The organism is Hymenobacter perfusus, assembly GCF_003944765.1.
Lineage (GTDB): Bacteria > Bacteroidota > Bacteroidia > Cytophagales > Hymenobacteraceae > Hymenobacter > Hymenobacter perfusus.
Map to the genome: position 1 here is coordinate 129,424 of NZ_RWIU01000002.1, position 21,394 is coordinate 150,817.

Annotated in this window: 16 protein-coding genes; 8 read left to right on the forward strand and 8 right to left on the reverse strand. The window is 59.4% G+C overall.

Annotated elements, in window-relative coordinates; genetic code table 11:
• Positions 1-134: 134 nt before the first annotated feature.
• The gene (locus EI293_RS06740) at positions 135-2,570 is read left to right on the forward strand and encodes a carbohydrate-binding protein (protein WP_125436396.1); all 2,436 of its coding nucleotides are present in this window, start codon (positions 135-137) and stop codon (positions 2,568-2,570) included.
• Between the two features lie 59 nt (positions 2,571-2,629).
• Entirely contained in the window at positions 2,630-4,165 is a 1,536-nt protein-coding gene (locus EI293_RS06745) for a glycosyl hydrolase (protein ID WP_170170282.1), read from the forward strand.
• Positions 4,166-4,564: 399 nt separating this feature from the next.
• Here EI293_RS06745 and EI293_RS06750 read toward each other — a convergent pair whose 3' ends face one another.
• Together EI293_RS06750 and EI293_RS06755 are read right to left on the reverse strand one after the other, a co-directional pair.
• Positions 4,565-5,107, reverse strand: a complete 543-nt coding sequence (locus EI293_RS06750; protein ID WP_125436397.1) for a hypothetical protein — start codon at positions 5,105-5,107, stop codon at positions 4,565-4,567.
• 177 nt (positions 5,108-5,284) lie between these two features.
• On the reverse strand, positions 5,285-5,848 hold the full coding sequence (locus EI293_RS06755) for a hypothetical protein (RefSeq protein ID WP_125436398.1): 564 nt from the start codon (positions 5,846-5,848) through the stop codon (positions 5,285-5,287).
• Positions 5,849-6,396: 548 nt separating this feature from the next.
• Here EI293_RS06755 and abc-f point away from each other — a divergent pair.
• Both abc-f and katG read left to right on the forward strand, forming a co-directional pair.
• Positions 6,397-8,307 carry a ribosomal protection-like ABC-F family protein gene (gene abc-f / locus EI293_RS06760; RefSeq protein ID WP_125436399.1) on the forward strand — a complete coding sequence of 637 codons (1,911 nt, stop codon included), beginning with the start codon at positions 6,397-6,399 and terminating at the stop codon, positions 8,305-8,307.
• A 401-nt stretch (positions 8,308-8,708) separates the two neighbouring features.
• Positions 8,709-10,973 carry a catalase/peroxidase HPI gene (gene katG / locus EI293_RS06765; protein WP_125436400.1) on the forward strand — a complete coding sequence of 755 codons (2,265 nt, stop codon included), beginning with the start codon at positions 8,709-8,711 and terminating at the stop codon, positions 10,971-10,973.
• A gap of 77 nt (positions 10,974-11,050) precedes the next feature.
• On the opposite strand, the gene EI293_RS06770 is transcribed toward katG, so the two are convergent.
• On the reverse strand, positions 11,051-11,386 hold the full coding sequence (locus EI293_RS06770) for an Imm32 family immunity protein (protein ID WP_211339510.1): 336 nt from the start codon (positions 11,384-11,386) through the stop codon (positions 11,051-11,053).
• Positions 11,387-11,642: 256 nt separating this feature from the next.
• Here EI293_RS06770 and EI293_RS06775 point away from each other — a divergent pair, with 256 nt between their 5' ends.
• From EI293_RS06775 to EI293_RS06785, 3 genes are all read left to right on the forward strand, one after another.
• Complete coding sequence (locus EI293_RS06775; protein ID WP_125436401.1) at positions 11,643-12,983, forward strand: type IX secretion system plug protein; 1,341 nt, start codon at positions 11,643-11,645, stop codon at positions 12,981-12,983.
• A gap of 68 nt (positions 12,984-13,051) precedes the next feature.
• Positions 13,052-14,335, forward strand: a complete 1,284-nt coding sequence (locus EI293_RS06780; protein WP_125436402.1) for a cation:proton antiporter — start codon at positions 13,052-13,054, stop codon at positions 14,333-14,335.
• Between the two features lie 117 nt (positions 14,336-14,452).
• The gene (locus tag EI293_RS06785) at positions 14,453-15,913 is read left to right on the forward strand and encodes a M48 family metalloprotease (protein WP_125436403.1); all 1,461 of its coding nucleotides are present in this window, start codon (positions 14,453-14,455) and stop codon (positions 15,911-15,913) included.
• 26 nt (positions 15,914-15,939) lie between these two features.
• Here the strand turns inward: EI293_RS06785 and EI293_RS06790 are convergent, their stop codons facing one another.
• From EI293_RS06790 to EI293_RS06810, 5 genes are all read right to left on the reverse strand, one after another.
• Positions 15,940-16,461, reverse strand: coding sequence for a hypothetical protein (locus EI293_RS06790; protein WP_125436404.1), 522 nt, complete (start codon positions 16,459-16,461; stop codon positions 15,940-15,942).
• An 87-nt stretch (positions 16,462-16,548) separates the two neighbouring features.
• A complete protein-coding gene (locus tag EI293_RS06795; protein WP_125436405.1) occupies positions 16,549-16,758 on the reverse strand; it encodes a zinc ribbon domain-containing protein YjdM in 210 nt (69 codons plus the stop codon).
• 39 nt (positions 16,759-16,797) lie between these two features.
• A complete protein-coding gene (gene ychF / locus EI293_RS06800; RefSeq protein WP_125436406.1) occupies positions 16,798-17,895 on the reverse strand; it encodes a redox-regulated ATPase YchF in 1,098 nt (365 codons plus the stop codon).
• 349 nt (positions 17,896-18,244) lie between these two features.
• The gene (locus EI293_RS06805; protein ID WP_125436407.1) at positions 18,245-19,477 is read right to left on the reverse strand and encodes an isocitrate dehydrogenase (NADP(+)); all 1,233 of its coding nucleotides are present in this window, start codon (positions 19,475-19,477) and stop codon (positions 18,245-18,247) included.
• 297 nt (positions 19,478-19,774) lie between these two features.
• Positions 19,775-20,122 carry a DUF3276 family protein gene (locus tag EI293_RS06810; protein WP_125436408.1) on the reverse strand — a complete coding sequence of 116 codons (348 nt, stop codon included), beginning with the start codon at positions 20,120-20,122 and terminating at the stop codon, positions 19,775-19,777.
• A gap of 329 nt (positions 20,123-20,451) precedes the next feature.
• Between EI293_RS06810 and EI293_RS06815 the strand changes: the two genes are divergently transcribed.
• The gene (locus tag EI293_RS06815) at positions 20,452-21,375 is read left to right on the forward strand and encodes a DUF58 domain-containing protein (protein ID WP_125436409.1); all 924 of its coding nucleotides are present in this window, start codon (positions 20,452-20,454) and stop codon (positions 21,373-21,375) included.
• The last annotated feature ends 19 nt before the right edge of the window (positions 21,376-21,394 follow it).

A 21,394-nucleotide genomic window follows, 5' to 3' on the forward strand; every position in this document is an offset into this window, starting at 1 on the left:
TAGGGTGGTTGCTCTACATCGGTGCAGATTATAGCCGGCCCGATGGTACCGGCCTCCCGTTGCCGCTGCCTCCCGGGCCGGGCGGGTCTGCCTCGCTCTTTCGAATACCCTACCACCACAACCTTTCTACACCCATGAAAAGACTGTATTCCTACGGGATAGGCACGGCCCTGCTGTTGGGCAGCCTGCCCGCCCTGGCCCAGAACCGGCCCGCCGGCCCGGCGTATTCCCTCGGTAGCAGCCAGGCCCTGGTGCAGCAGCTCGAAACCCAGGTTGCCGCCGATGCCGCCCGCCGCCAGCGCCCCACCGTGGCGTTACGGGTATCGGCCGCCACGGCCTTTACCGGCAAAGTCAACTTCCGCCAGGACCTCAGTAAAACCGGAGAATACGTGGTGGGGGAAATCCAGGATGTTCCTAATTCCTCCTTCTTCCTGCGGATTGAAGGCGCAGCCGTGGAAGGTAATATCCTGCTGAAAAACACGAAGCAGGCCTACCGGTATTCGGCGGATAAGAAGGGCAGGGTGATAGTGCAGGAGGTGGATATCGACAAGGTTATCTGCCTCGACTACAACAAGCCCGTGGGCTACCGTGACCCGGTGCCCTCGCCCGCTACGGCCAACCGGGCGGCAGTGGTGTCGCTGCAGAGCTACCCCGGGGCCCGGGGCTGCATCATGCTCGACTTTGATGGGTACTACGTACCGGCCGGTGGCCGCTGGAACAACGGCAACCCCATCAACGCGGCCGGCTCCGGCATGAGCGACGCCGCTATCCAGGAGTTCTGGGAGGTGGTCAGCGAAGATTACCGGCCCTTCAGCATGAACGTCACGACCGACGAGAATGTGTTTAACTCCTACCCCAAGAACATGCGCATGCGGTGCGTGGTGACGCCCACCAACACGGCAGCCCCGGGCGCGGGTGGGGTGGCCTACATCGGGGCCTTCAGCCAGAACACCGACGAGCCGTGCTGGGTGTTCGTACTGGCGGGTAAATCGGGCGGCGACGCAGCTTCCCACGAGGTGGGCCATACGATGGGCCTGGGCCACGATGGCCGTAACAACCCCGCCGAAGGCTATTATACCGGCCAGGACAACTCGGGCCCCTGGGCTCCCATTATGGGTGCTGGCTATTACAAACCGGTGGCGCAGTGGAGCCGGGGCGAATACAACCGAGCCAACAACCAGGAAGATGACCTGGCAATTCTGGCTAGTACCACCTGGAACGTGGGCTACCGCAATGATGACCACAGCAACGGCCTGGCCGGGGCCACGGCGTTGGCCCGGAGCGGCAACAGCCTGTCTGGCTCGGGCATTATTGAGCGAACCGTTGATCAGGATTACTTCTCCTTTTCCACCAGCGGCGGCGCGGTTACTCTTAACCTGAGCACAGTAGGCCGGCACGGCAACCTGGATATCGTGGGCCGCCTGTTCAACAGCAGCGGCGGCCTCGTGGGTGCCTATGATACCCAAGGCAGCCTCAGTACCACGCTTAGTGCCAACCTGGCCGCGGGCACCTACTACCTGCAGATTGACGGCACCAGCTTCGGCAACCCCGCTACCGATGGCTATTCCGACTATGCCTCGCTGGGCACGTTCAGCATCTCGGGTACGGCTCCGGCCGCTGTCAGTGGCGTGGCTACCGTCTTCAAGGACTGCAACTACACGGGCACGGCCGTAAGCCTGCCCGTGGGCGACTACAACCTGGCCGCCATGCAGGCCCGGGGGATTCTCAATGACGATATTTCATCCCTGACCGTGAACGGTGGCTACCAGGTGGTACTGTACGAAAACGACAACTTCACCGGTACGTCGCTCACCATTACGGGGGGCAATACCTGCCTGGTGGGCAACACGCTGGGTACGGGCAACTGGAACGACAAAGCTACCTCGCTGCGGGTGCAGCCGGCCAGTAGCGCATTCAGCGTGACCTTGCAGGCCGAAGCCGCCAGCGTAAACAGCGGCATGACCGTGGAAGCCTGCTCGGAAGGTGGCCAGAACGTGGGCTACGTGGACGCGGGCGACTATCTGGTGTGGAACGGCATCAATTTCCCTGCTTCCGGTACCTATACCATCGAGTACCGCGTGGCCAGCCCTTCGGGCGGGACCATTTCGGCGGATCTGAACGCGGGCGGTATTCAGTTCGGCAACTCGGCCATTCCCGGCACCGGCGGCTGGCAGAACTGGGCCACCGTATCCAAAACGGTAACTATCAATGCTGGGACCTACAACTTCGGTATCTATGCCCAAACCGGCGGCTGGAACCTCAACTGGGTGCGCATTACCAAAGCCGGTACCGCCCGCATGGCATCAGTAGCCGCCTCCGATGTCAGCCTGGGTGATGCGGCCGAGGTCCTAGAGCTCTACCCTAACCCGGTAACGGACCGGCTGCTGCTGCGCGCGGCGCAGGACCTGACCGGCAGTCAGTACCAGATTCTGGACAGCTGGGGCCGGCCGGTACTTAGCGGGGCCGGGGGCACAGGTAGCATTGATGTATCGGGCCTGAAACCGGGAATGTACGTGCTGCGGCTACTTACCGCCGACAAGGAGCCGGTGACGCGCCGCTTCCAGAAATAGTCAGCATCCACTTCAGCGGGTAAGGTCAGATGGCCTTGCCCGCTGTCTTTTATCAGCCCATGAAACTGAACAGCAGCTTTCAGCGGAGTAGCAGACGAGTGGTGGGCGGAATGTTGCTGGCCCTGCTGACGTGGGCCGGCCCGGTCGCCGCGCAAACCAAAAGCCTGAAGCGTGGCGTGGCCTATGGCTACCACTCCGCCGCCGATATGCAGGTGCTGGCTCCCGGCATCAGCTGGTGGTACAACTGGGCCTCCCAGCCCGACGCTGGCGTGGCCGGCGTGTACCCCAGCCTGGGCGTAGAGTACGTGCCGATGCAGTGGGGGCGTAACTTGGGCAACGGCCCCGTGACGGCCAATCAGCTGGCGGCTAACATTCCCAATAGTTCCCGCTACCTGCTGGGCTTCAACGAGCCGAATTTTCTGAGTCAGGCCAACCTCACGCCCTCCCAGGCGGCGGCCCTGTGGCCGGTGCTGGAGGAGGTGGCCCGTCGCAAAAACCTGGCTCTGGTGTCGCCGGCCGTAAACTACTGCGGCAGTTGCGTTGCAGAAAACGGCGTGACGTACTATTCGCCCACGCAGTACCTGGATGCCTTTTTTGCCGCCTGCCCCAGCTGCCGCGTCGATTATATTGCGGTGCATACCTACGTGTGCGAGGAGCGGTGGCTGCGCGAGAAGATTGCCGAGTTGAAGCGGTACAACAAGCCCATCTGGCTAACGGAATTTGCCTGCGGCGACCTGCCCGCCAGCCAGATTACGCTGCCCGCGCAGCAGAAGTATCTGCTGGATGCCGTGAACTACCTGGAAAAGGAGCCGGCCATCTTCCGCTACGCCTGGTTTTCGGGTCGCAACAACGAAATTCCGAACATCAACCTGCTGGGCAGTTCCGGCCAGCTGACGGCCCTGGGCCAGCAGTACGTGAGCCTGCCGGCAGGGTGGGAGCCGGGCCGCATCCGGCCCGTGAGCATAACGGCTTCCTCCCAGGAAAGTACTGCCACCAGCGCGGCCAACGCCACCGATGAAAATATTAACACCCGCTGGGCCAGCACGTTTGCCGATCCGCAGTACCTGACCCTGGACTTCGGTAGCCTGCAGCAGATTAGCCGTGTGCAGCTCAGCTGGGAAGCGGCCTACGCCAAAGACTACCAGCTGCAAACCTCCCCGGACGGCCTTACCTGGACGACTATCCAGACGGTGCTGAACGGCGACGGGGGCGTAGACAACATTACCGGCCTGAACGCCCGGGGACGCTACCTGCGCCTCTACGGCAACCGCCGGGCCACTACTTACGGGTATTCGCTCTGGGAAATAGAAGTGTTCGGCGGCCCCGTAAATGCGCCGTTGGCTACGCGCGGCCAGCAGGATGCGGAAGCCCTGCACCTCTACCCAAATCCCGCCGATACGGAACTGCACCTTTTCCTGCCTGGTAACACCCGCCTCCGCCGCCTGACGGTAACGGATGCGCTGGGCCGCCTTGTGTTGACAAGTACCGCCCCCGGTGATGCCCTCAACATAGCTGTACTGCCCGCTGGCCTTTATGTGCTGCGCGCCACTACCACCGACCAGCGTCAGCTCACGCAGCGTTTCATGAAGCGCTGATTCCGGTATCCCGTCCCATTTCCACAACCACATGCTAGCGGTATGAAAACAGCTGCTTGCCGATTGAAACCATGAGGAGGCAATGCTGGCTGCTGCGCCGTCTTCGTAACCAATCTGGTGAGCTTCGCCAAGCAGTGTAATCCGGATGGGGAGAGAAGTTGACCGGGTTTGTGGACAGGTGAAAAGCAGCGACCCCATCAGCGGAGTAAAAGTGGCTCCGTCGGCACTGCCAAGCGGGGCGTACACATTGCGGCTTGTGACTCTGCAGCACCAGAAGGTGATGCGTCAACTTATCAAGCAGCAACGCTATTGTTGCCAAACGGATAATAAACAGCGCCCCAAAAGCTTAATCAGGCTTTCAGGGGCGCTGTTTATTTGCAGCAGAAACACCGCCAGGCTTTACGGGACGAATTGCTCCGTAAGGCGTACCACCTCGCCCTGCCGGGTTTCCACCACAAACGGCGCGTAGGTGAGCGAGGCCGGCGGCGACGCCAGCACCTGGGCCGGAGCCAGGGGCCGTTGGGCCAGCCCGTTGCCGCCGTTCTGCCAGAACCGGAACGTAGCCCCGGCCTGCAGCGGTAGAGTCCGCTCTTTCTTGTTCTCGTTGACGATATAGTAATCGTTGGGCACGGAGTAGATGGTGTCGCCGTTCTGCACTTCGGCCATGGCATCCCCACGACGCTGGGCGGCGGCCACCGCATCGGCTCCTTTCAGGAACTGCACGTAGTCCACTACGGCGTAGTACCGGCCTTTCTGCTCGTAGAAGCGGCGCACGTAGGCGTGCCCCCGGCCCGTGTTGCCTACTTTTTCGGTGGTCGACTGCTCGCCCTCCAGCTCGGCCGGCACTAGGTCGCGGGATTCGGCCACGTCGGTTTCCTGCTCCGCAGAGCGGCAGGCGGCAAAGGTGAGAAGCAGGGCAACAGGGAGCAGACGGCGGTTCATGCGGCAGGAGTAGGGGAGAGGTTCGGCCCGCAAGATACAGGGTGAACCGGCCGCTACCAGATACGCGGCGAGTTCTACACGCCCGACCCGGTTCCGGTGGCCACGCTGCCGGCGCTGCAGATGGAGTGGGCAGAGGAGTTTGAGGGAGAAGGAAGCCGTAATACCAGAAACGCCGGACTACCGGCCCGCTTCGAGCTTATACCACTGAAGCTGAGCTACCGTGTCACGGAAGCTGATTCGACTGTGCTTTTTTAGGCCCTCCCACTGGGTGACGTACGTGATTTTGTAGTCTTTGCCAACTCGCTCCAACTTTGTGATGTCTGTGCTGGTATCGGTGATGGTGCTGTCCTTGAACGCGCGGATCTCAGTGAAAAAATCGACGTTGTCGTTTCTGTACAAACCAATGAAATCAATGTTTTTCCGAGGGTTGATGAGGACTGCACTGGCCACAAACGCTGTGGCCTCATCGCCGAACGGGTACGTTTTCTCTTTGAATGTATAGACGCGTTTAATATTTCCGCTAACGTGCCTGGCCAGTATGGATTCAAGTTGAAAAGTGATATCACGGGGTAAATAGTCAGTCACTGAATCTAATGGACTGGCTACTGTATCGACGGCTTCACCAGACGTGTACAATTCCCTGCTTGCGGGTAATCGAATAGCAGTTCTCTTATACTTTTTGACTTCAGAATCACAACCGAAAAGTAGGCTGGCGGTCAACATCAGCAGGATGTATTTCATAAAAACGGAGTCGCGCTAATCGAATAGGTAAAAGCGGTGCGGAAGATAAGCCCGACCGTTCATTACAAAAGAATGGGGAGGAAGAATAATGAACTCAGTAGGCACCTACCTGACAATCCACAATGCCCCGCTAACAAACCATACTGCCAGAGCGGTAACCAACAAGATAAACTCGCCAGGTTTATAGCTGTCCGTAATATTCATTCGGAATAAAGCATAAGCTGCTCCGCACGCCAAGAGCAGTGCCACTAAAAGACACAACCCGAAACGACCTATTGATATGGGACGATGCGAAGCTATGAAACCCAGAAACAGCAGACCGGGAAGCAATAGCCAAATTGCCACTTTCGAAACTAAAGTGGTCTTTCGGGCCTCCGGTGTGCCGCCTTCGAGAAAAAGGACTGAAAGCAACTCTAATAGATATAGCATCCTGAAATGAGAAGCAGTGAATGTCCCACCAGTAATGATGTCAGACAGTAGCCTGTGTAACCGTTCGGTTTCACCTGCTTAAACCCGTACCTTTGCGGCTTCAAGCCCCGCAAAGTAGGATGATTTCCATTACCGACCTCGACTTCCATTTCGGCTCCCGTACGCTCTACGACAAAGCCAGCCTCCACATCAAACCCAAGGACAAGATTGGCCTCATTGGGCTCAACGGCCGGGGCAAATCCACGCTGCTGCGCATTCTGGTGGGCGAGTACAAGCCTGACGGCGGCTCCATCTCGATGAGCAAGGACGTAAGCCTGGGCTTCCTCAACCAGGATTTGCTCAGCTACGACTCCCACGAGTCCATCCTGATTGTGGCCATGCAGGCCTTCGGCGAGGCGCTGAATATCCAGAAGAAGATTGACGAGGTGCTGCTGGAGTTCGAAACCAACTACACCGACGATTTGGTGGAGAAGCTGGCCGATTTGCAGGAACGGTTCGAGGCGCTGGGCGGCTACACCATGCAGGCCCGCACCGAGGAGATTCTGGAAGGCCTGGGCTTTACCACCGAGGAGCTGCAGCGCCCCCTGAAGCTGTTTTCGGGCGGCTGGCGCATGCGCGTAATGCTGGCCAAAATCCTGCTCCAGCAACCCTCCCTGCTGCTGCTTGACGAACCGACCAACCACCTGGACTTGCCCTCCATCAAGTGGATTGAGAACTACCTGGCCGGCTACGAAGGCGCGGTTATCATCGTGAGCCACGACCGGGAATTCCTGGACCGCACCACCAACACCACCGTGGAAGTAACCGGCGGCAAGCTGGTGCCCTATGCCGGCAACTACTCGTTCTACCTCGAAGAAAAGGAGGAGCGCAACGCCATTCAGAAGGGCGCGTTCGAGAACCAGCAGGCCCAGATCAAGCAGGCCGAGCGGTTTATTGAGCGGTTCAAGGCCAAGGCCAGTAAAGCCAAGCAGGCCCAGAGCCGCGTGAAAGCGCTGGATAAGCTGGAGCGGATTGAGGACGTGGCCGCCGACGACGCGAAGGTGAACATCAAGTTCAATTTCACCGTCACGCCCGGTCGCCACATCCTGCGCATGGAGCATGTGGGCAAGAAATACGGCGAGAAAATCATCTTCCGCGACACGCACGTCCACATCGAGCGGGGCGACAAAATTGCCCTCATTGGGGCCAACGGTAAAGGTAAATCCACGCTGATGCGTTTGGTGGCTGGTTCCGAAGCGCCCACCAACGGCAACCACCAGCTGGGCCACAACGTCATCATGTCGTTCTACGCCCAGCACCAGCTGGAGAGCCTGCGCATCGAAAACGAGATTCTGCAGGAGATGGTAGAGGCCGGTTCGCGGCGCTCGGAAATGGAGTTACGCTCGGTGCTGGGCTCGTTCCTGTTCACCGGCGACGAGGTCTACAAGAAAATCAAGGTGCTTTCGGGCGGCGAGAAAAGCCGCGTGGCCCTGGCCAAAACGCTGATTTCGGAGGCCAACTTCCTGCTCCTCGACGAACCGACCAACCACCTGGACATGCAGTCGGTGAACATCCTGATCCAGGCCCTCGACCAGTACCAGGGCACTTACATCGTGATTAGCCACGACCGGTTCTTCGTGGAGAACGTAGCCAACAAGATCTGGTACATCGAGGACTTCCAGCTGAAGGAATACCCCGGTACCTACGCCGAGTACGAGCAGTGGCAGGAAGACCGGGAGAAGGCGGCCAAGAAAGCCGGTCTGCCCTCGCCTTCGGCCCCCAAGCCGCTGCCCAAAGAGGAAAAGAAAATCGACCCCTCGCCCGCCAAAACCCCTTCTCCCGACCAGAAAAAGGCCCTCAAAGAGCTGGCCGAAGTCGAGAAGAAGATTGACGAGCGGGAAAAGGAGCTGGCCCAGTACGAAGCCCAGCTGGCTGATCCGCAGATATACAGCAACGCGGCCCAGTTGAAGGACGCCACCGTAAAATTTGAGCAGGTGAAGAAAGAACTGGCCCAACTCAACGACCGTTGGGAAATGCTGGCTGAAATGTAATCTACCCCGATAACGGCCTTTGCAACGCCCCGCTGGAAGCTCCGTGCTTCCGGCGGGGCGTTTTGCATTATTGGGGCCATGCTGCACTGACAGCGCAACATTGAACGGGGTAGAGACGCGTATTCGCGTCTCGTCGTTGAACGGCCGGCTCCGCGCCAGCCAAACAATATCACCAACGGCGAGACGTGAATACGCGTCTCTACAGTGGCCACCGAAAAACATTCAGGAGCATTATTTTGTCTTTCCAGATAAGAATCATTCTTATCTGAGTGGCATTCCCTACTTTTGAGCCCGATACCGGAACGCCGCTGAACTGGCTGGTTTGACCATCTGGCCGCTACGCGTTGGCGGTGGCTCCGAAGTATTCCCAGCGTTCCGTTTACATCTTCCTAAACAACCTCATGGCGCACGAACAGAAGGGGCATGCCCCCGAAAACAACACCACCGAGTACTTCATGAACGACACCTCCGTGGCCAAGTGCCCGGTGATGGGAGGCGCGTTGAAGCAGGCGGCCGGCAGCGGCACCCGCAACCGCGACTGGTGGCCCAATCAGCTTCGCCTCAACATCCTGCGGCAGCATTCTACGCTGTCGGACCCGATGGACCCGGGCTTCAACTACGTGGAGGAGTTCAAGAAGCTCGACCTGAACGCGGTGAAGCAGGACCTGTTCGAGCTGATGACCACTTCCCAGGACTGGTGGCCCGCCGACTACGGCCACTACGGCCCATTCTTTATCCGCATGGCTTGGCACTCGGCTGGCACCTACCGCATTGCCGACGGCCGTGGCGGCGCCGGCTCGGGCATGCAGCGTTTCGCCCCGCTCAACAGCTGGCCCGATAACGCCAACCTCGACAAGGCCCGCCTGCTGCTGTGGCCCCTGAAGCAGAAGTACGGCCGCCAGATTTCCTGGGCTGACCTCATGATTCTGGCCGGCAACTGCGCTTTGGAATCGATGGGCCTGAAGCCGTTCGGCTACTCGGGTGGCCGCGCCGACGTGTGGGAGCCGCTGGACGAAATCTACTGGGGCTCGGAAAAGGAGTGGCTCGGCGGCGACCTGCGCTATTCCGGCGACCGGCAGCTGGAAAAGCCGCTGGCAGCCGTGCAAATGGGCCTCATCTATGTGAACCCCGAAGGCCCTAACGGTAACCCCGACCCCATGGGCTCGGCCCGCGACATCCGCGAAACCTTCGGCCGCATGGCCATGAACGACGAGGAAACCGTGGCCCTGATTGCCGGCGGCCACACCTTCGGCAAAACCCACGGGGCCGCCGACCCCGCCAAGCACGTGAAGCACGAGCCCGCCGCCGCCGGTATTGCCGAGCAGGGCCTGGGCTGGCTGAACTCCTACGGCACCGGCAACGCCGCCGACACCATCACCAGCGGCCTGGAAGGCGCCTGGACGTCCACGCCCGCCCAGTGGGGCCACGACTACTTCAAGTACCTGTTTGAGTACGAGTGGGAGCTGACCAAGAGCCCCGCCGGGGCGCACCAGTGGCGGCCCAAGAACAACGCCGGCGAAGGCCTGATTCCGGACGCCCACGACCCCGCGAAAAAGCACGCCCCGTTCATGCTCACGACCGACCTGGCTCTGCGCGTGGACCCCGTATACGAGAAGATTTCGCGCCGCTTCCTCGAAAACCCAGAGGAGTTTGCCGATGCCTTCAGCCGCGCCTGGTTTAAGCTTACCCACCGCGACATGGGCCCCATCTCGCGCTACGTAGGCCCCGAGGTGCCTGCCGAGGAGCTGATCTGGCAGGACCCACTGCCGAAAGCCGACTACGCCCCGATTGACGAGGCCGATTTGGCCGCGCTGAAGCAACACCTGGCCGATTCGGGTCTGACGGTGGCTGAGCTGGTGCGTACGGCCTGGGCTTCGGCCTCCACGTTCCGCGGCTCCGACAAGCGCGGTGGTGCCAACGGTGCCCGCATCCGCCTGATTCCCCAGAAATACTGGACGGCCAATAACCCCGCCGAGCTGGACAAAGTGCTGGACAAGCTCACGGCCATTCAGCAGCAGTTCAACGCCGGCCAGACCGGCGGCAAGCAGGTGTCCCTGGCCGACCTGATTGTGCTGGGCGGCGGCGTAGGCATCGAGCTGGCGGCCCGCGCGGCGGGCCAGTCGGTGGAGGTGCCCTTCGCCCCCGGCCGTACTGATGCCACCCAGGAGCAGACCGACGCGCAGTCGTTTGAGGCCCTGGAGCCCACCGCCGACGGTTTCCGCAACTACCTGGCCCAGCACCATGAGGCCGTGGCCGAAGCCATGCTCATCGACCGCGCCCAGCTGCTGACCCTCACGGCTCCCGAGCTGACGGTGCTCATCGGCGGCCTGCGCGTGCTCGACGCCAACTACGACGGCTCGCGCCACGGTGTGTTCACCGACCGCCCCGGCCAGCTCACCAACGATTACTTCGTGAACCTGCTGGACATGGGCACCACCTGGCGCGCCACCTCCGAGGCCGACGAGCTGTTCGAGGGCTTGGACCGCAAAACCCGCGAAGTGAAGTGGACCGGCACCCGCGTGGACCTCATCTTCGGCTCGAACTCGGAGCTGCGCGCCATTGCCGAAGTGTACGGCACCAACGACGCTCAAACCAAATTCCTACGCGACTTCGTGGCCGCCTGGACCAAGGTGATGAACCTGGACCGCTTCGACCTGCACCGCTAGCCTAAGCTCTTGGCCACCCGGCCAGAAAGTAAAATCGCCCCGCTCGAAGCTTTACGCTTTGGGCGGGGCGGTTTTGTTTATTTGGGGATATATCCTTCGTGAAATGCTCTGGTTCCTTTGGCATCAAGTCTGCCAACGATTACGCCAACTGAACTTCTAGACAACTCAAAACCAGGCCGCAGATAATAATGCTCTCTTGCCCCGACTGGCAAGTATTCGTCATCTACATTCTCCTGATTGAGTTCAGCTATTTCTATGAGCAGTTTCGCCAAAGATTTAAGTCCTTCGGGGCTTCCGTGTATCAGAACCTCATTCCACTTTTCTATTTCTCCCTCATATTCCTCTTCGTTGTAAGAGACGGATATTTCTAGGGATCCTTTGATTTCGTTGCCTTTTGTCTGTTTGTAGTCCATTGTGATTCCGTTGTTGTGTCAGCTAGGTAAAGCTATAAACAGAGCTGTCCCAACGATTACATGCAGCAAATTCCATCCGAAGCTATAGGCTTTGGGTGGAATTTGCTGCTTTAGTGTATAAGGAATCGGTCGGTTATCATAGCGCGAAGCTTTTGCTTCGCGTATCATATAGATCTGCATTTCCAGGATACGATACTGGTTGCTGCTAGTCGTTCAATGAAACGCGAAGCCAACACTTCGCGCTACATTCGCCCTTATGCCTCGTTTCTCTCCGCTTCTGTTGCTACTGGCTACGGCCTGCGTGCCACTCGGTACGCCCATCACCGACCCCAACGCCGCCCGCCGGCCCGCCACCCCCGGCCAGCGCCCCACCGAATATTACGCCGATAAAACCCTGCGCTACCAAGACGCCGTCTACGACCCCAACGTGCAGACGGTGCAGTGCTACGTGCCCACCGGCCAGGCCAACGAGGTGTTCAGTCCGCCCGTTATTTCTTTGAGCCAGGGCCAGCAGCCGGTGCTGGAGTTTGACGTGCTGGGCGGGCAGGGGCAGCGCCTCACGGCCAAGCTGGTGCATTGTGATGTGAACTGGCAGCCCTCGGTGCTCACGGACATGCAGTTTCTGTCGGAAATCAACGAGCAGACCATTACCAACTACCGGGCCTCGGTGAGTACTAAGGTGCCCTACTACCACTACCAGCTGCAGATGCCCCGGGTGAAGCTCTCGGGCAACTACTTGTGGCTGGTGCAGGGGCCGGGCGGTACGCCGCTGCTCAGCCGCCGGGTACTGGTGTACGAGGAGGGCGCGGTGCAGATTGCCATGAAGCAGGGCATTCCGGTGGCCGGGCAGGAACGCTACACCTTGCAGCAGGTAGATTTTGGCATCCGTTACACTATGAATGTGGTGAATCCGGCCCAGGAAATCAAGGTGATTCTGCGCCAGAACTTCCGCTGGGACAACGCGAAGTACAACCTGCGCCCCACCTTCGTGCGCGACGCCGACCGGCAGCTGGACTACCAGTACTTCAACTTCGAAAACGCCTTCCCCGCCCTGAGCGAGTTTCGCTTCTTCGACCTGCGCACGTTCCGCTCCCTGGGTATTGGCGTGGCAAAGCTGGACGCCGAAGCCTCGCCGCGCACCGCCCTGCTCCAGCCCGAAACCACCCGCAACGGCCAGCGCTACACCCAGTACGACGACATCAACGGCCAGCGTGTGCTAGAGAGCCGCGAGTACGGCAACGGCGACACCAACGGCGAGTACCTCGACGTGACCTTCCAGCTCCGCGCCGAGCAGCCGGCCCCCGGCCCGGTGTACGTGCTAGGTGCCCTCACCGACTGGCAGTTCAAGGACGAATTCAAGCTCACCTACGACGCTCCTAGCCAGGTGTACACCGGCCACACGCTGCTCAAACAGGGCTACTACAACTACATCTACGCCACCCAAACGGCCCAGGGACCCAGCAGCGTGGCTTGGGAAGGCAGCTACCAGGAAACCGAAAATCAGTATGATCTGCTGGTGTACTACCGCCCGCCCGGCACCCGCACCGATTTGCTGATTGGGTACCAGCAGCTGCGGGTGAATGGCCGCCAGCCCTAGCGCGCAATGTCGGCGGTTGGGGGCGGGGCTGCGTATGTAGGAGTTCTGTTGATTTCCAACTGCTTTCTATGTCGCACTATAACCTGATTCTGGTGGTGCTGGGCGTGGCCATCCTGGCCGTCGCTTGGCTGCCGTCGTTGCTGAAGAAGTTTCCGCTGTCTTACCCCATTCTGTTCGTGGGGCTGGGGATGCTGGTGTTCGGGTTGCCCTTGGGCTTGCCCAACCCCGACCCGAACGAGCATTCCACCTTCACCATGCACCTCACCGAAATCTGCGTGACGGTGGCCCTCACGGGTACGGGGCTTAAAATTGACCGTAAGTTTTCCCTCTGGCGCTGGCGGGCTCCGTTGCAGCTGGTGCTGGTGCTGATGGGCATTACCATTGCCGTGTTTGCGGTGGTGGCCTGGAAGCTGGGCGGATTGGTGCCGGCCTCGGCCCTGCTGTTGGCCGCCACACTGGCCCCCACCGACCCCGTGCTGGCCGGCGACGTGCAGGTGGGTAACCCCGGCGAGGGCCGCGAAGACAACGTGCGCTTCGCCCTGACCGGCGAGGCCGGTCTCAACGACGGGCTGGCTTTCCCCTTCGTACACCTGGCCTTGGTGGTGCTGGCGGCCTCGTCGCTGCACCTAGGGCAGGAGCTGCTGCACTGGGCCTGGATGGACGTGCTCTACCGCACCGGCATGGGGGTGCTGGCTGGCTGGCTGGCGGGACGGGTGCTGTCGTTTCTGATTTTCGATTTGCCTCGTCGTGTGCAAATCAACCCCGAGGCCTACGGATTTGTGGCCCTGGCCGTCACGCTCACGGCGTATGGCGTTACGGAGTTGCTGCACGGCTACGGCTTTCTAGCCGTATTCGTGGCCGCCGTCACGCTGCGGGCCCACGAGCGGAGCCACGAATACCACACCGAGATGCACGAGTTTACCGACCAGCTGGAGCGGCTGCTCATCGTGGTGATTCTGCTGCTGTTTGGCGGGGCCATTGTGCGCGGACTGCTGGCCCCACTCACCTGGACCGGTGCGGCGTTGGGTCTGTTTCTGCTCCTGATTCTGCGGCCGATGGGCGGTATCCTCACCCTGGGCCGCAGCCGCGTAAGCTGGCCCGAGCGGCTGGTCATTTCCTTTTTCGGCATCCGGGGCATCGGCTCGTTTTTCTACCTGGCTTTTGCGCTGCACGAAGCGCAGTTTGCTGATGGCCGGCAGCTGTGGGCCATTACCGGCTTCACGGTACTCACGTCCATCGTTCTGCACGGCACGCTGGCCACGCCCGTTATGGATTGGCTGGACCGGCGACACGGTCGGCCCACGGCCGGTGAGCTGGATGAGCAGCAGCAGGCGGAGAAACCCCAAGGCTGATTCGGCACGGAATTGGTCTTGACGGGTCACGAACTGTAACCTTGCCACCGTCGGGCTTCGTTGCAGGCGTATCTTGTTGTGCGCACCCTCCCATTCCCACGCTCATTCACCTTACTTATGCCCACTCCCTCTTATTTCCTGTACGCCGGCGCAGCGCTGGCTTTGCTGCCGGCTGTCGGCTCGCGCTACTTGACTCCCGCCCCGGCTCCGAAACCCGTTGCTGCCGCAGTGGCCCGGCCCGTGCAGGGCGCCCAGCCCGATCCGCAGGTCATTGCTCAGTTCGGCCTGCTCGATAACGCCAAGCTTCAGAGCTACATCGACCAGAAGGGCATGCAGATGGGCCGCATTTCCGACCGCCCTGCCGATGTGAAAGGCTTTACGGTGGTCGATTCGCCCATCATCAACGCCTTTGCCACCCCCGATGGCCACGTGTATTTCACGCGCGGTATTCTGGCCTATTTCAACAACGAAGCCCAGTTCAGCGGGGTGCTCGGCCACGAAATCGGGCACATTACGGCCCGCCACGGCCAGAAGCAGCAGACCCGCTCCACCATTGCCAACGGCGCCCTGATTCTGGGTTCCATCCTCTCCAAGCGGGTGGCCTCCATTGCCCAGCCAGCTTCGCAGGTAGTAGGCATCGGTTTGCTGAAATATGGCCGCGACGACGAAACCGAATCCGACCAGCTGGGCGTGAAGTATTCCAGTAAAATCGGCTACGACCCGGCTTCCATGGCTGATTTCTTCCTGACTCTCTCGCGCACTGAGCAGAGCAGTGGTGCGGCCACGGTGCCTACTTTCCTGTCGTCGCACCCCAACTCTGCCGACCGTTACACCAACGTGAAGAAGCTGGCCGCCCAGGCCGAGCAGCAGGCTGGCCGCCAGCTGTCCGTGAACCGCGACCAGTACCTGCGCCTGATTGAGGGCCTGCCCTACGGTGACAACCCGCGCGAAGGCTACGTGGAAAACAGCGTGTTCTACCACCCGGACCTGAAGTTCCAGTTCCCGATTCCGCAGGGCTGGAAGTCGCAGAACTCGCCCAGCCAGTTCCAGATGGCCGAGCCCAATGGCAAAGCCGTGCAGATTCTGCTGCCCGCCGGCAACAAAGGCCTCGACGAAACCGCTCAGGCCCTGGCCGAGCAGCTCAAGCTCCAGAACGCCCAGGCCCAGAAAACCACCGTCAACGGCCTGCCAGCAATGGTTATCCAGGGCGACCAGGTAGGGCAGGACCAGCAGAGCGGCCAGCAGGGCATCACGGCCAGCACCCTCACCTACCTCATCCAGGACGGCCAGACAATTTATGCGCTGGTAGGCCTCTGCGGCCCCGGCACCCTCGGCACCTACGGCAGCACTTTCCAGCGCACCGCCCAAGGCTTCAAGCGCCTCACCGACGTCAGTAAAATCAACCGCCAGCCCGAGCGTATCCGCATCAAAACCGCCAAAGCCGGCCAGACGCTGGCCTCAGCCCTCGCCGCCAACGGCGTTTCCAGCAAGCGATACGAGGAAATGGCCATTCTCAACGGCATGAAAACTACCGACAAGATGACTGCTGGAATGCTGTTTAAAGTGGTGGGAAAGTAGGCTTTAGGCTGCACCTCTTGTGAAAGCTAGACTTCAAGTTTTTTGAGGTCTAGCTTTTCTATGAATTGATGGATGCTTTCCACAGTTGAAAGAACCCAAACATCGTCTCCTGATGGATCTTCGGGAATGAAATCGAATGCCAGGTAACAATTAGCTATTGCAACCTCCATTTCCTCAAAGTGAAGCAGTAATAGGTGAGGGCGAGTATCGGGGAAGCCGAACACATTGAAACTTGTGAGTTGCTTGCCCAGAAGGCTCTGCCAGAATACTGTATCAGGCTTGAATCTCTCGCTGGATTGGCAAAAGGATGCTGCTGATGCACTCAATGTGTATTGGGGCCATCCTTGAACTCCATCCCATCCAACAAAGACAGATTGCTCATCTTCAAATACAAGTTCTACTTGCTGTGCGATGATGTCAATGCCCTGCTCATTTGTTGTTAAAGCTTCTATGCCAACAACATCGTGATAAAAGCACGCGGCAAGTCTCTGCAAAACGACCTTATTTAGAGGCTGAAAGACGTGCTCGATAAGTAGTTGACGGCTCATTTCTTCCCGATGATAAACACAAAAACGCCCCAGCCGACTTGCTCGGCTGGGGCGCTTAAGTTATTGGTTGCCGCTGAAGAAACGGCGTTAGGCCTTCTTTAGGAACTCGGTTTTAAGAACCATTGTGCTGCCGCCAGCCCGGCCTTCAATTTCGGCGGCACTGTTGGTGAGGCGGATGTTCTTAACTACCGTGCCGCGCTTGAGCGTGAGCGAGGAGCCTTTCACTTTCAGGTCCTTGATGAGCGTCACCGAGTCGCCTTCCGCGAGCAGGTTGCCGTTGCTGTCTTTTACGTCCATGTAGCTGCTACTGAAAACAATCGTCTACAAAATCCGCGTTTACACGTTGAAGCGGAAGTGCATGATGTCGCCGTCCTGCACCACGTATTCCTTGCCTTCCACGGCCATTTTGCCGGCTTCCTTGATCTTTACTTCGGTTTTGTACTCCTGGTAGTCGGCCAGCTTGATCACCTCGGCCCGGATGAAGCCCTTCTCGAAGTCGGAGTGGATGACGCCGGCAGCGGCCGGGGCTTTGTCGCCGCGGTGCACCGTCCAGGCGCGTACTTCCTGCACGCCGGCCGTGAAGTAGGTAATCAGGTTGAGCAGAGTGTAGGAGGCGCGGATCAGGCGGTTCAGGCCCGACTCGGTGAGGCCGTACTCGCCCAGGAACATCTCCTTTTCCTCGGGGTCTTCCATCTCGGCAATCTGCGACTCAATGGCGGCCGAAACCAGCACCACTTCGGCGCCTTCCTTGGCTACGTGCGCCTGCAAAGCCGCCGTGTGGGCGTTGCCGCTGATGGCGCTGGCCTCATCCACGTTGGCCACGTAAATCACGGGCTTGATGGTGAGCAGCTGCAGATCGGCCACTGCTTCCAGCTCCTCGGCCGACACCGTGAGGGCGCGGGCGTTCTGGCCGCCTTCGAGCGCATCCTTGAAACGCTGCAGCGCGGCCACTTCCTTCTTGGCTGCGGCGTCGCCGTTTTTGGCCGAGCGCTCCGACTTGGCCAGCTTCTTATCGATGCTTTCCAGGTCTTTGATCTGCAGCTCGGTATCAATCACGTCCTTATCGAACACGGGGTCCACGCCACCGGCTACGTGTACGATGTTGGGGTCGTCGAAGCAGCGCGTTACGTGGATGATGGCATCTACCTCGCGGATGTTGGCCAGGAATTTGTTGCCCAGGCCTTCGCCCTTGCTGGCGCCCTTCACGAGGCCGGCAATGTCCACGAACTCAATGATGGTGGGCAGCACGCGCTTGGGGTTCACCAGCTTTTCCAGAATCTGCAGCCGCTCATCGGGCACAGTAATCACGCCCACGTTCGGCTCAATGGTGCAGAACGGATAGTTGGCCGATTCGGCCTTGGCGTTGGAAAGGGCGTTGAAAAGCGTGGATTTGCCGACGTTCGGCAGGCCGACGATACCGCAGCGGAGACCCATATGGTGGAGTTGTGAAGTTGTGAAATGGTGAGTTGGCGTTCCAGACGCGCAATTCGTGGCGCAAAGGTACGGGGCTTTTTCGGGGAAAGCACCGCCGGGTGAGGAGTGTTGCACCGGAACTACGCACGGGTTGAACCCCACGCTACCCGGGCGGTGTTCAGTCCGCATGTGTGAACACCATAAACCCGCCCATAAACTGCAGCGCCTGGGGTTTTACCTGGCCGCCGGCGTATTGGTATTGCTCAGCCAGTATTATGTTCTGTAAGCTGCCCGAATCCTTGTTCTGAAACGCATAAAAAAAGCCCATCCGAGAAACGGACGGGCTTTTTTTAGATGAAAAAGCAGTGGTTTACTTAGCCAGTTTGGCTTTCAGGTTTTCGTCGAGGGCCGCCAGGAACTCCTCGGTGTAGAGGTAATCCTTGCCGTGCTCCACCTTGTTGCCGTGGATGCAAACGGCCAGGTCCTTGGTCATCTTGCCGCTTTCCACGGTTTCGATGCAGACGGCTTCCAGCGCGTGGCAGAAGTCGATCAGCTCCTGATTGTTATCCAGCTTGCCGCGGAACTCCAAGCCGCGTGTCCAGGCGAAGATGCTGGCAATGGGGTTGGTGCTCGTGGGCTTGCCTTTCTGATGGTCGCGGTAGTGCCGCGTGACGGTGCCGTGGGCGGCTTCGGCTTCCATCGTGCCGCCGTCGGGCGTCACCAGTACGGAAGTCATCAAACCAAGCGAGCCGAAGCCCTGGGCCACGGTGTCGGACTGCACGTCGCCGTCGTAGTTTTTGCAGGCCCACACGAAGTTGCCATTCCATTTCAGGGCCGAGGCCACCATGTCGTCAATCAGCCGGTGCTCGTAGGTGATGCCGGCTTCCTTGAACTTAGTCAGGTAATCGGCTTCGTAAATCTCCTGGAAGATGTCCTTGAAGCGGCCATCGTACTTCTTGAGGATGGTGTTCTTTGTGCTCAGGTACAGCGGCCAGCCCTTACTCAGGGCCTGATTGAAGCACGCGTGCGCGAAGCCGCGGATGCTTTCGTCGGTGTTGTACATGGCCAGAGCTACGCCGTCGCCTTTGAAGTTGTACACCTCAAACGACTGGGTTTCGCCGCCGTCCTCGGGCTGAAAGGTTACGGTGAGCTTGCCTTTGCCCTTGGTCACGAAATCGGTGGCGCGGTACTGGTCGCCGAAGGCGTGGCGGCCGATGCAGATCGGGGCCGTCCAGTTAGGCACGAGGCGGGGCACGTTGCTCATCACAATCGGCTCGCGGAACACGGTGCCGTCCAGGATGTTGCGGATGGTGCCGTTCGGCGACTTCCACATCTGCTTCAGGCCGAACTCCACTACACGCTCCTCGTCGGGGGTGATGGTGGCACACTTGATGCCCACGCCGTACTGCTTGATGGCGTTGGCGGCGTCGATAGTTACCTGGTCGTTGGTTTCGTCGCGGTACTCAATGCCGAGGTCGTAATACTTGATATCGAGCTCCAGGTAGGGCGTTATCAGCTTGTCCTTGATAAACTTCCAGATGATGCGCGTCATTTCGTCGCCATCCAATTCTACTACCGGGTTAGCTACTTTGATTTTCGTCATTGTTGCGGGCTTAAGTGGGCTGTGTGGGTTACGACTTGCGAAGGAAGGCATCGGGCGGCATCCGGCCAACTAAAACCGGAAAAGTGTACGGCTATCCTCAGCGCAAGGCGGCAAAGCTACGTGCTGTTGGCCAAATCCGGCCGGTTTTCTGAACAGGCGTGTCGGCGAATAGTTCGGGGCCGCCTGCAACGCACGACGGCGCGCCAGGGCCGAAGCCGGGCGCGCCGTGCGGTGGGAAGCGGACAAAAACTGAAGAAGTAGGAGGTGTTTCGCTAGACTTCCGGAAAAAGGAGTGACTTAAAAGTTATCGTCGGCGCGGTTGGGGTTGAAGCCACCTTCACGCTCCTCGTAGGCGGGACGGGGGCGGTCCAGCTCGGCCACTTCTTCGGCCGTCAACAGTTCCTCCCGCACGTAGTCCACGGCATCTTGCAGGGCGTCCACAAACTTGAGGAAATCTTCCTTGTATAGGAAAATCTTGTGCTTCTCGTAGGAGAAGGTATCGTCGTCGCGCAGTCGACGCTTGCTCTCCGTGATGGTCAGATAATAGTCCTGTCCGCGGGTGGCTTTCACGTCGAAAAAATACGTGCGCTTGCCGGCCTTAATGCGTTGGGAGTAAATTTCTTCCTGGTCGTGACGGTCTTCCACTGGCCTTCTAAGTAAAGTTTTGCTATTCCAAGATGATTGAAGTTCAGCGCAAAATACGTTGTTTCCAGTAGATATAAAAATTTTAAGGCTCGTATTTTCCTATTCCGGGATTAATACTGGCAAAACGCTATGTAAACGGCTGTATATCCTCAAATACCATAATTGACAGGTAATGAAACGGCTGGTATAAAAGAAAGATTATATATTCTGGATAATGGATGGAAAATAGGTTGTAATAGTTGGGGGCAGCGGCCGTAGCGTTGAAGTAGTCCTGGTAGTTCCACCCCCGAATCCTGTCGTATCTTGCTCCTCCCGCATTTGCTTTTGCCATGGCCCAACCGCTCGATCTTGCCGCCGTCCGCTCTTTCTCCAACCTGGAGTTTCTGGCCCGCCAGCTGGTAGAAGGTTTCATCACAGGCCTGCACCAGTCGCCCTACCACGGGTTTTCGGTGGAGTTTTCGGAGCACCGCCTATACAACCCCGGTGAAAGTACCCGCCACCTCGACTGGAAGGTGTTTGCCCGTACCGACAAGCTGTTTGTGAAGCGTTACGAGGAGGAAACCAACCTGCGTTGCCACCTGCTGCTCGACGTGAGCCCCAGCATGTATTACCCGGCCCCGGGCTACGACAAGCTGCGGTTTTCGGTGCTGTGCGCGGCGGCCCTCACCACCCTGCTGCAAAAGCAGCGCGACGCGGTGGGCCTGGTCACCTTCGCCAACGAAGTGGAGCTGCAGACGCCGGTGCGCTCCACCAGCACCCACCGCCACACCCTGCTGCTCACGCTGCAACAGTTGCTGGAGCGCGCCCCCGCACCCGGCCGGGCCGGCACCAACGTGGCCGGCGTCATCCACACCATCGCCCAGCAAATCCCGAAACGCTCGTTGGTGGTGCTGTTTTCCGACATGTTAGGCCGCGCTCCCGAGGAGCAGACCGAAACCCTGGCCGCGCTGCAGCACCTGCGCCACCAGCACCACGAGGTACTGCTGTTTCACGTGATGGACCGCGCCACCGAAGCTAATTTCGAGTTTCAGGACCGGCCTTACCTGTTCGAGGACCTAGAAACCGGGCAGACCATCAAGCTGCAACCCAACCAGGTGCGCGAACAGTACCAAGCCACCATGCGCCAGTATGAGCAGGAGCTGGCCCTGCGTTGCGGGCAGTACAAAATCGATTTTGTGCCGGTGGACATCCGGGAGCCATTTGATAAGGTGCTGTACGCCTACCTGGTAAAGCGAGGCAAGGTGCGGGGTTGAGGCCCGGCTGTTTTGACTT

What these genes read in the sequence shown, in the direction of transcription:
- EI293_RS06740 (WP_125436396.1), top strand. Translation starts at nt 135, where the DNA reads ATGAAAAGACTGTATTCCTACGGGATAGGCACGGCCCTGCTGTTGGGC.
- EI293_RS06745 (WP_170170282.1), top strand. Translation starts at nt 2,630, where the DNA reads ATGAAACTGAACAGCAGCTTTCAGCGGAGTAGCAGACGAGTGGTGGGC.
- EI293_RS06750 (WP_125436397.1), bottom strand. Translation starts at nt 5,107, where the DNA reads ATGAACCGCCGTCTGCTCCCTGTTGCCCTGCTTCTCACCTTTGCCGCC.
- EI293_RS06755 (WP_125436398.1), bottom strand. Translation starts at nt 5,848, where the DNA reads ATGAAATACATCCTGCTGATGTTGACCGCCAGCCTACTTTTCGGTTGT.
- abc-f (WP_125436399.1), top strand. Translation starts at nt 6,397, where the DNA reads ATGATTTCCATTACCGACCTCGACTTCCATTTCGGCTCCCGTACGCTC.
- katG (WP_125436400.1), top strand. Translation starts at nt 8,709, where the DNA reads ATGGCGCACGAACAGAAGGGGCATGCCCCCGAAAACAACACCACCGAG.
- EI293_RS06770 (WP_211339510.1), bottom strand. Translation starts at nt 11,386, where the DNA reads ATGGACTACAAACAGACAAAAGGCAACGAAATCAAAGGATCCCTAGAA.
- EI293_RS06775 (WP_125436401.1), top strand. Translation starts at nt 11,643, where the DNA reads ATGCCTCGTTTCTCTCCGCTTCTGTTGCTACTGGCTACGGCCTGCGTG.
- EI293_RS06780 (WP_125436402.1), top strand. Translation starts at nt 13,052, where the DNA reads ATGTCGCACTATAACCTGATTCTGGTGGTGCTGGGCGTGGCCATCCTG.
- EI293_RS06785 (WP_125436403.1), top strand. Translation starts at nt 14,453, where the DNA reads ATGCCCACTCCCTCTTATTTCCTGTACGCCGGCGCAGCGCTGGCTTTG.
- EI293_RS06790 (WP_125436404.1), bottom strand. Translation starts at nt 16,461, where the DNA reads ATGAGCCGTCAACTACTTATCGAGCACGTCTTTCAGCCTCTAAATAAG.
- EI293_RS06795 (WP_125436405.1), bottom strand. Translation starts at nt 16,758, where the DNA reads ATGGACGTAAAAGACAGCAACGGCAACCTGCTCGCGGAAGGCGACTCG.
- ychF (WP_125436406.1), bottom strand. Translation starts at nt 17,895, where the DNA reads ATGGGTCTCCGCTGCGGTATCGTCGGCCTGCCGAACGTCGGCAAATCC.
- EI293_RS06805 (WP_125436407.1), bottom strand. Translation starts at nt 19,477, where the DNA reads ATGACGAAAATCAAAGTAGCTAACCCGGTAGTAGAATTGGATGGCGAC.
- EI293_RS06815 (WP_125436409.1), top strand. Translation starts at nt 20,452, where the DNA reads ATGGCCCAACCGCTCGATCTTGCCGCCGTCCGCTCTTTCTCCAACCTG.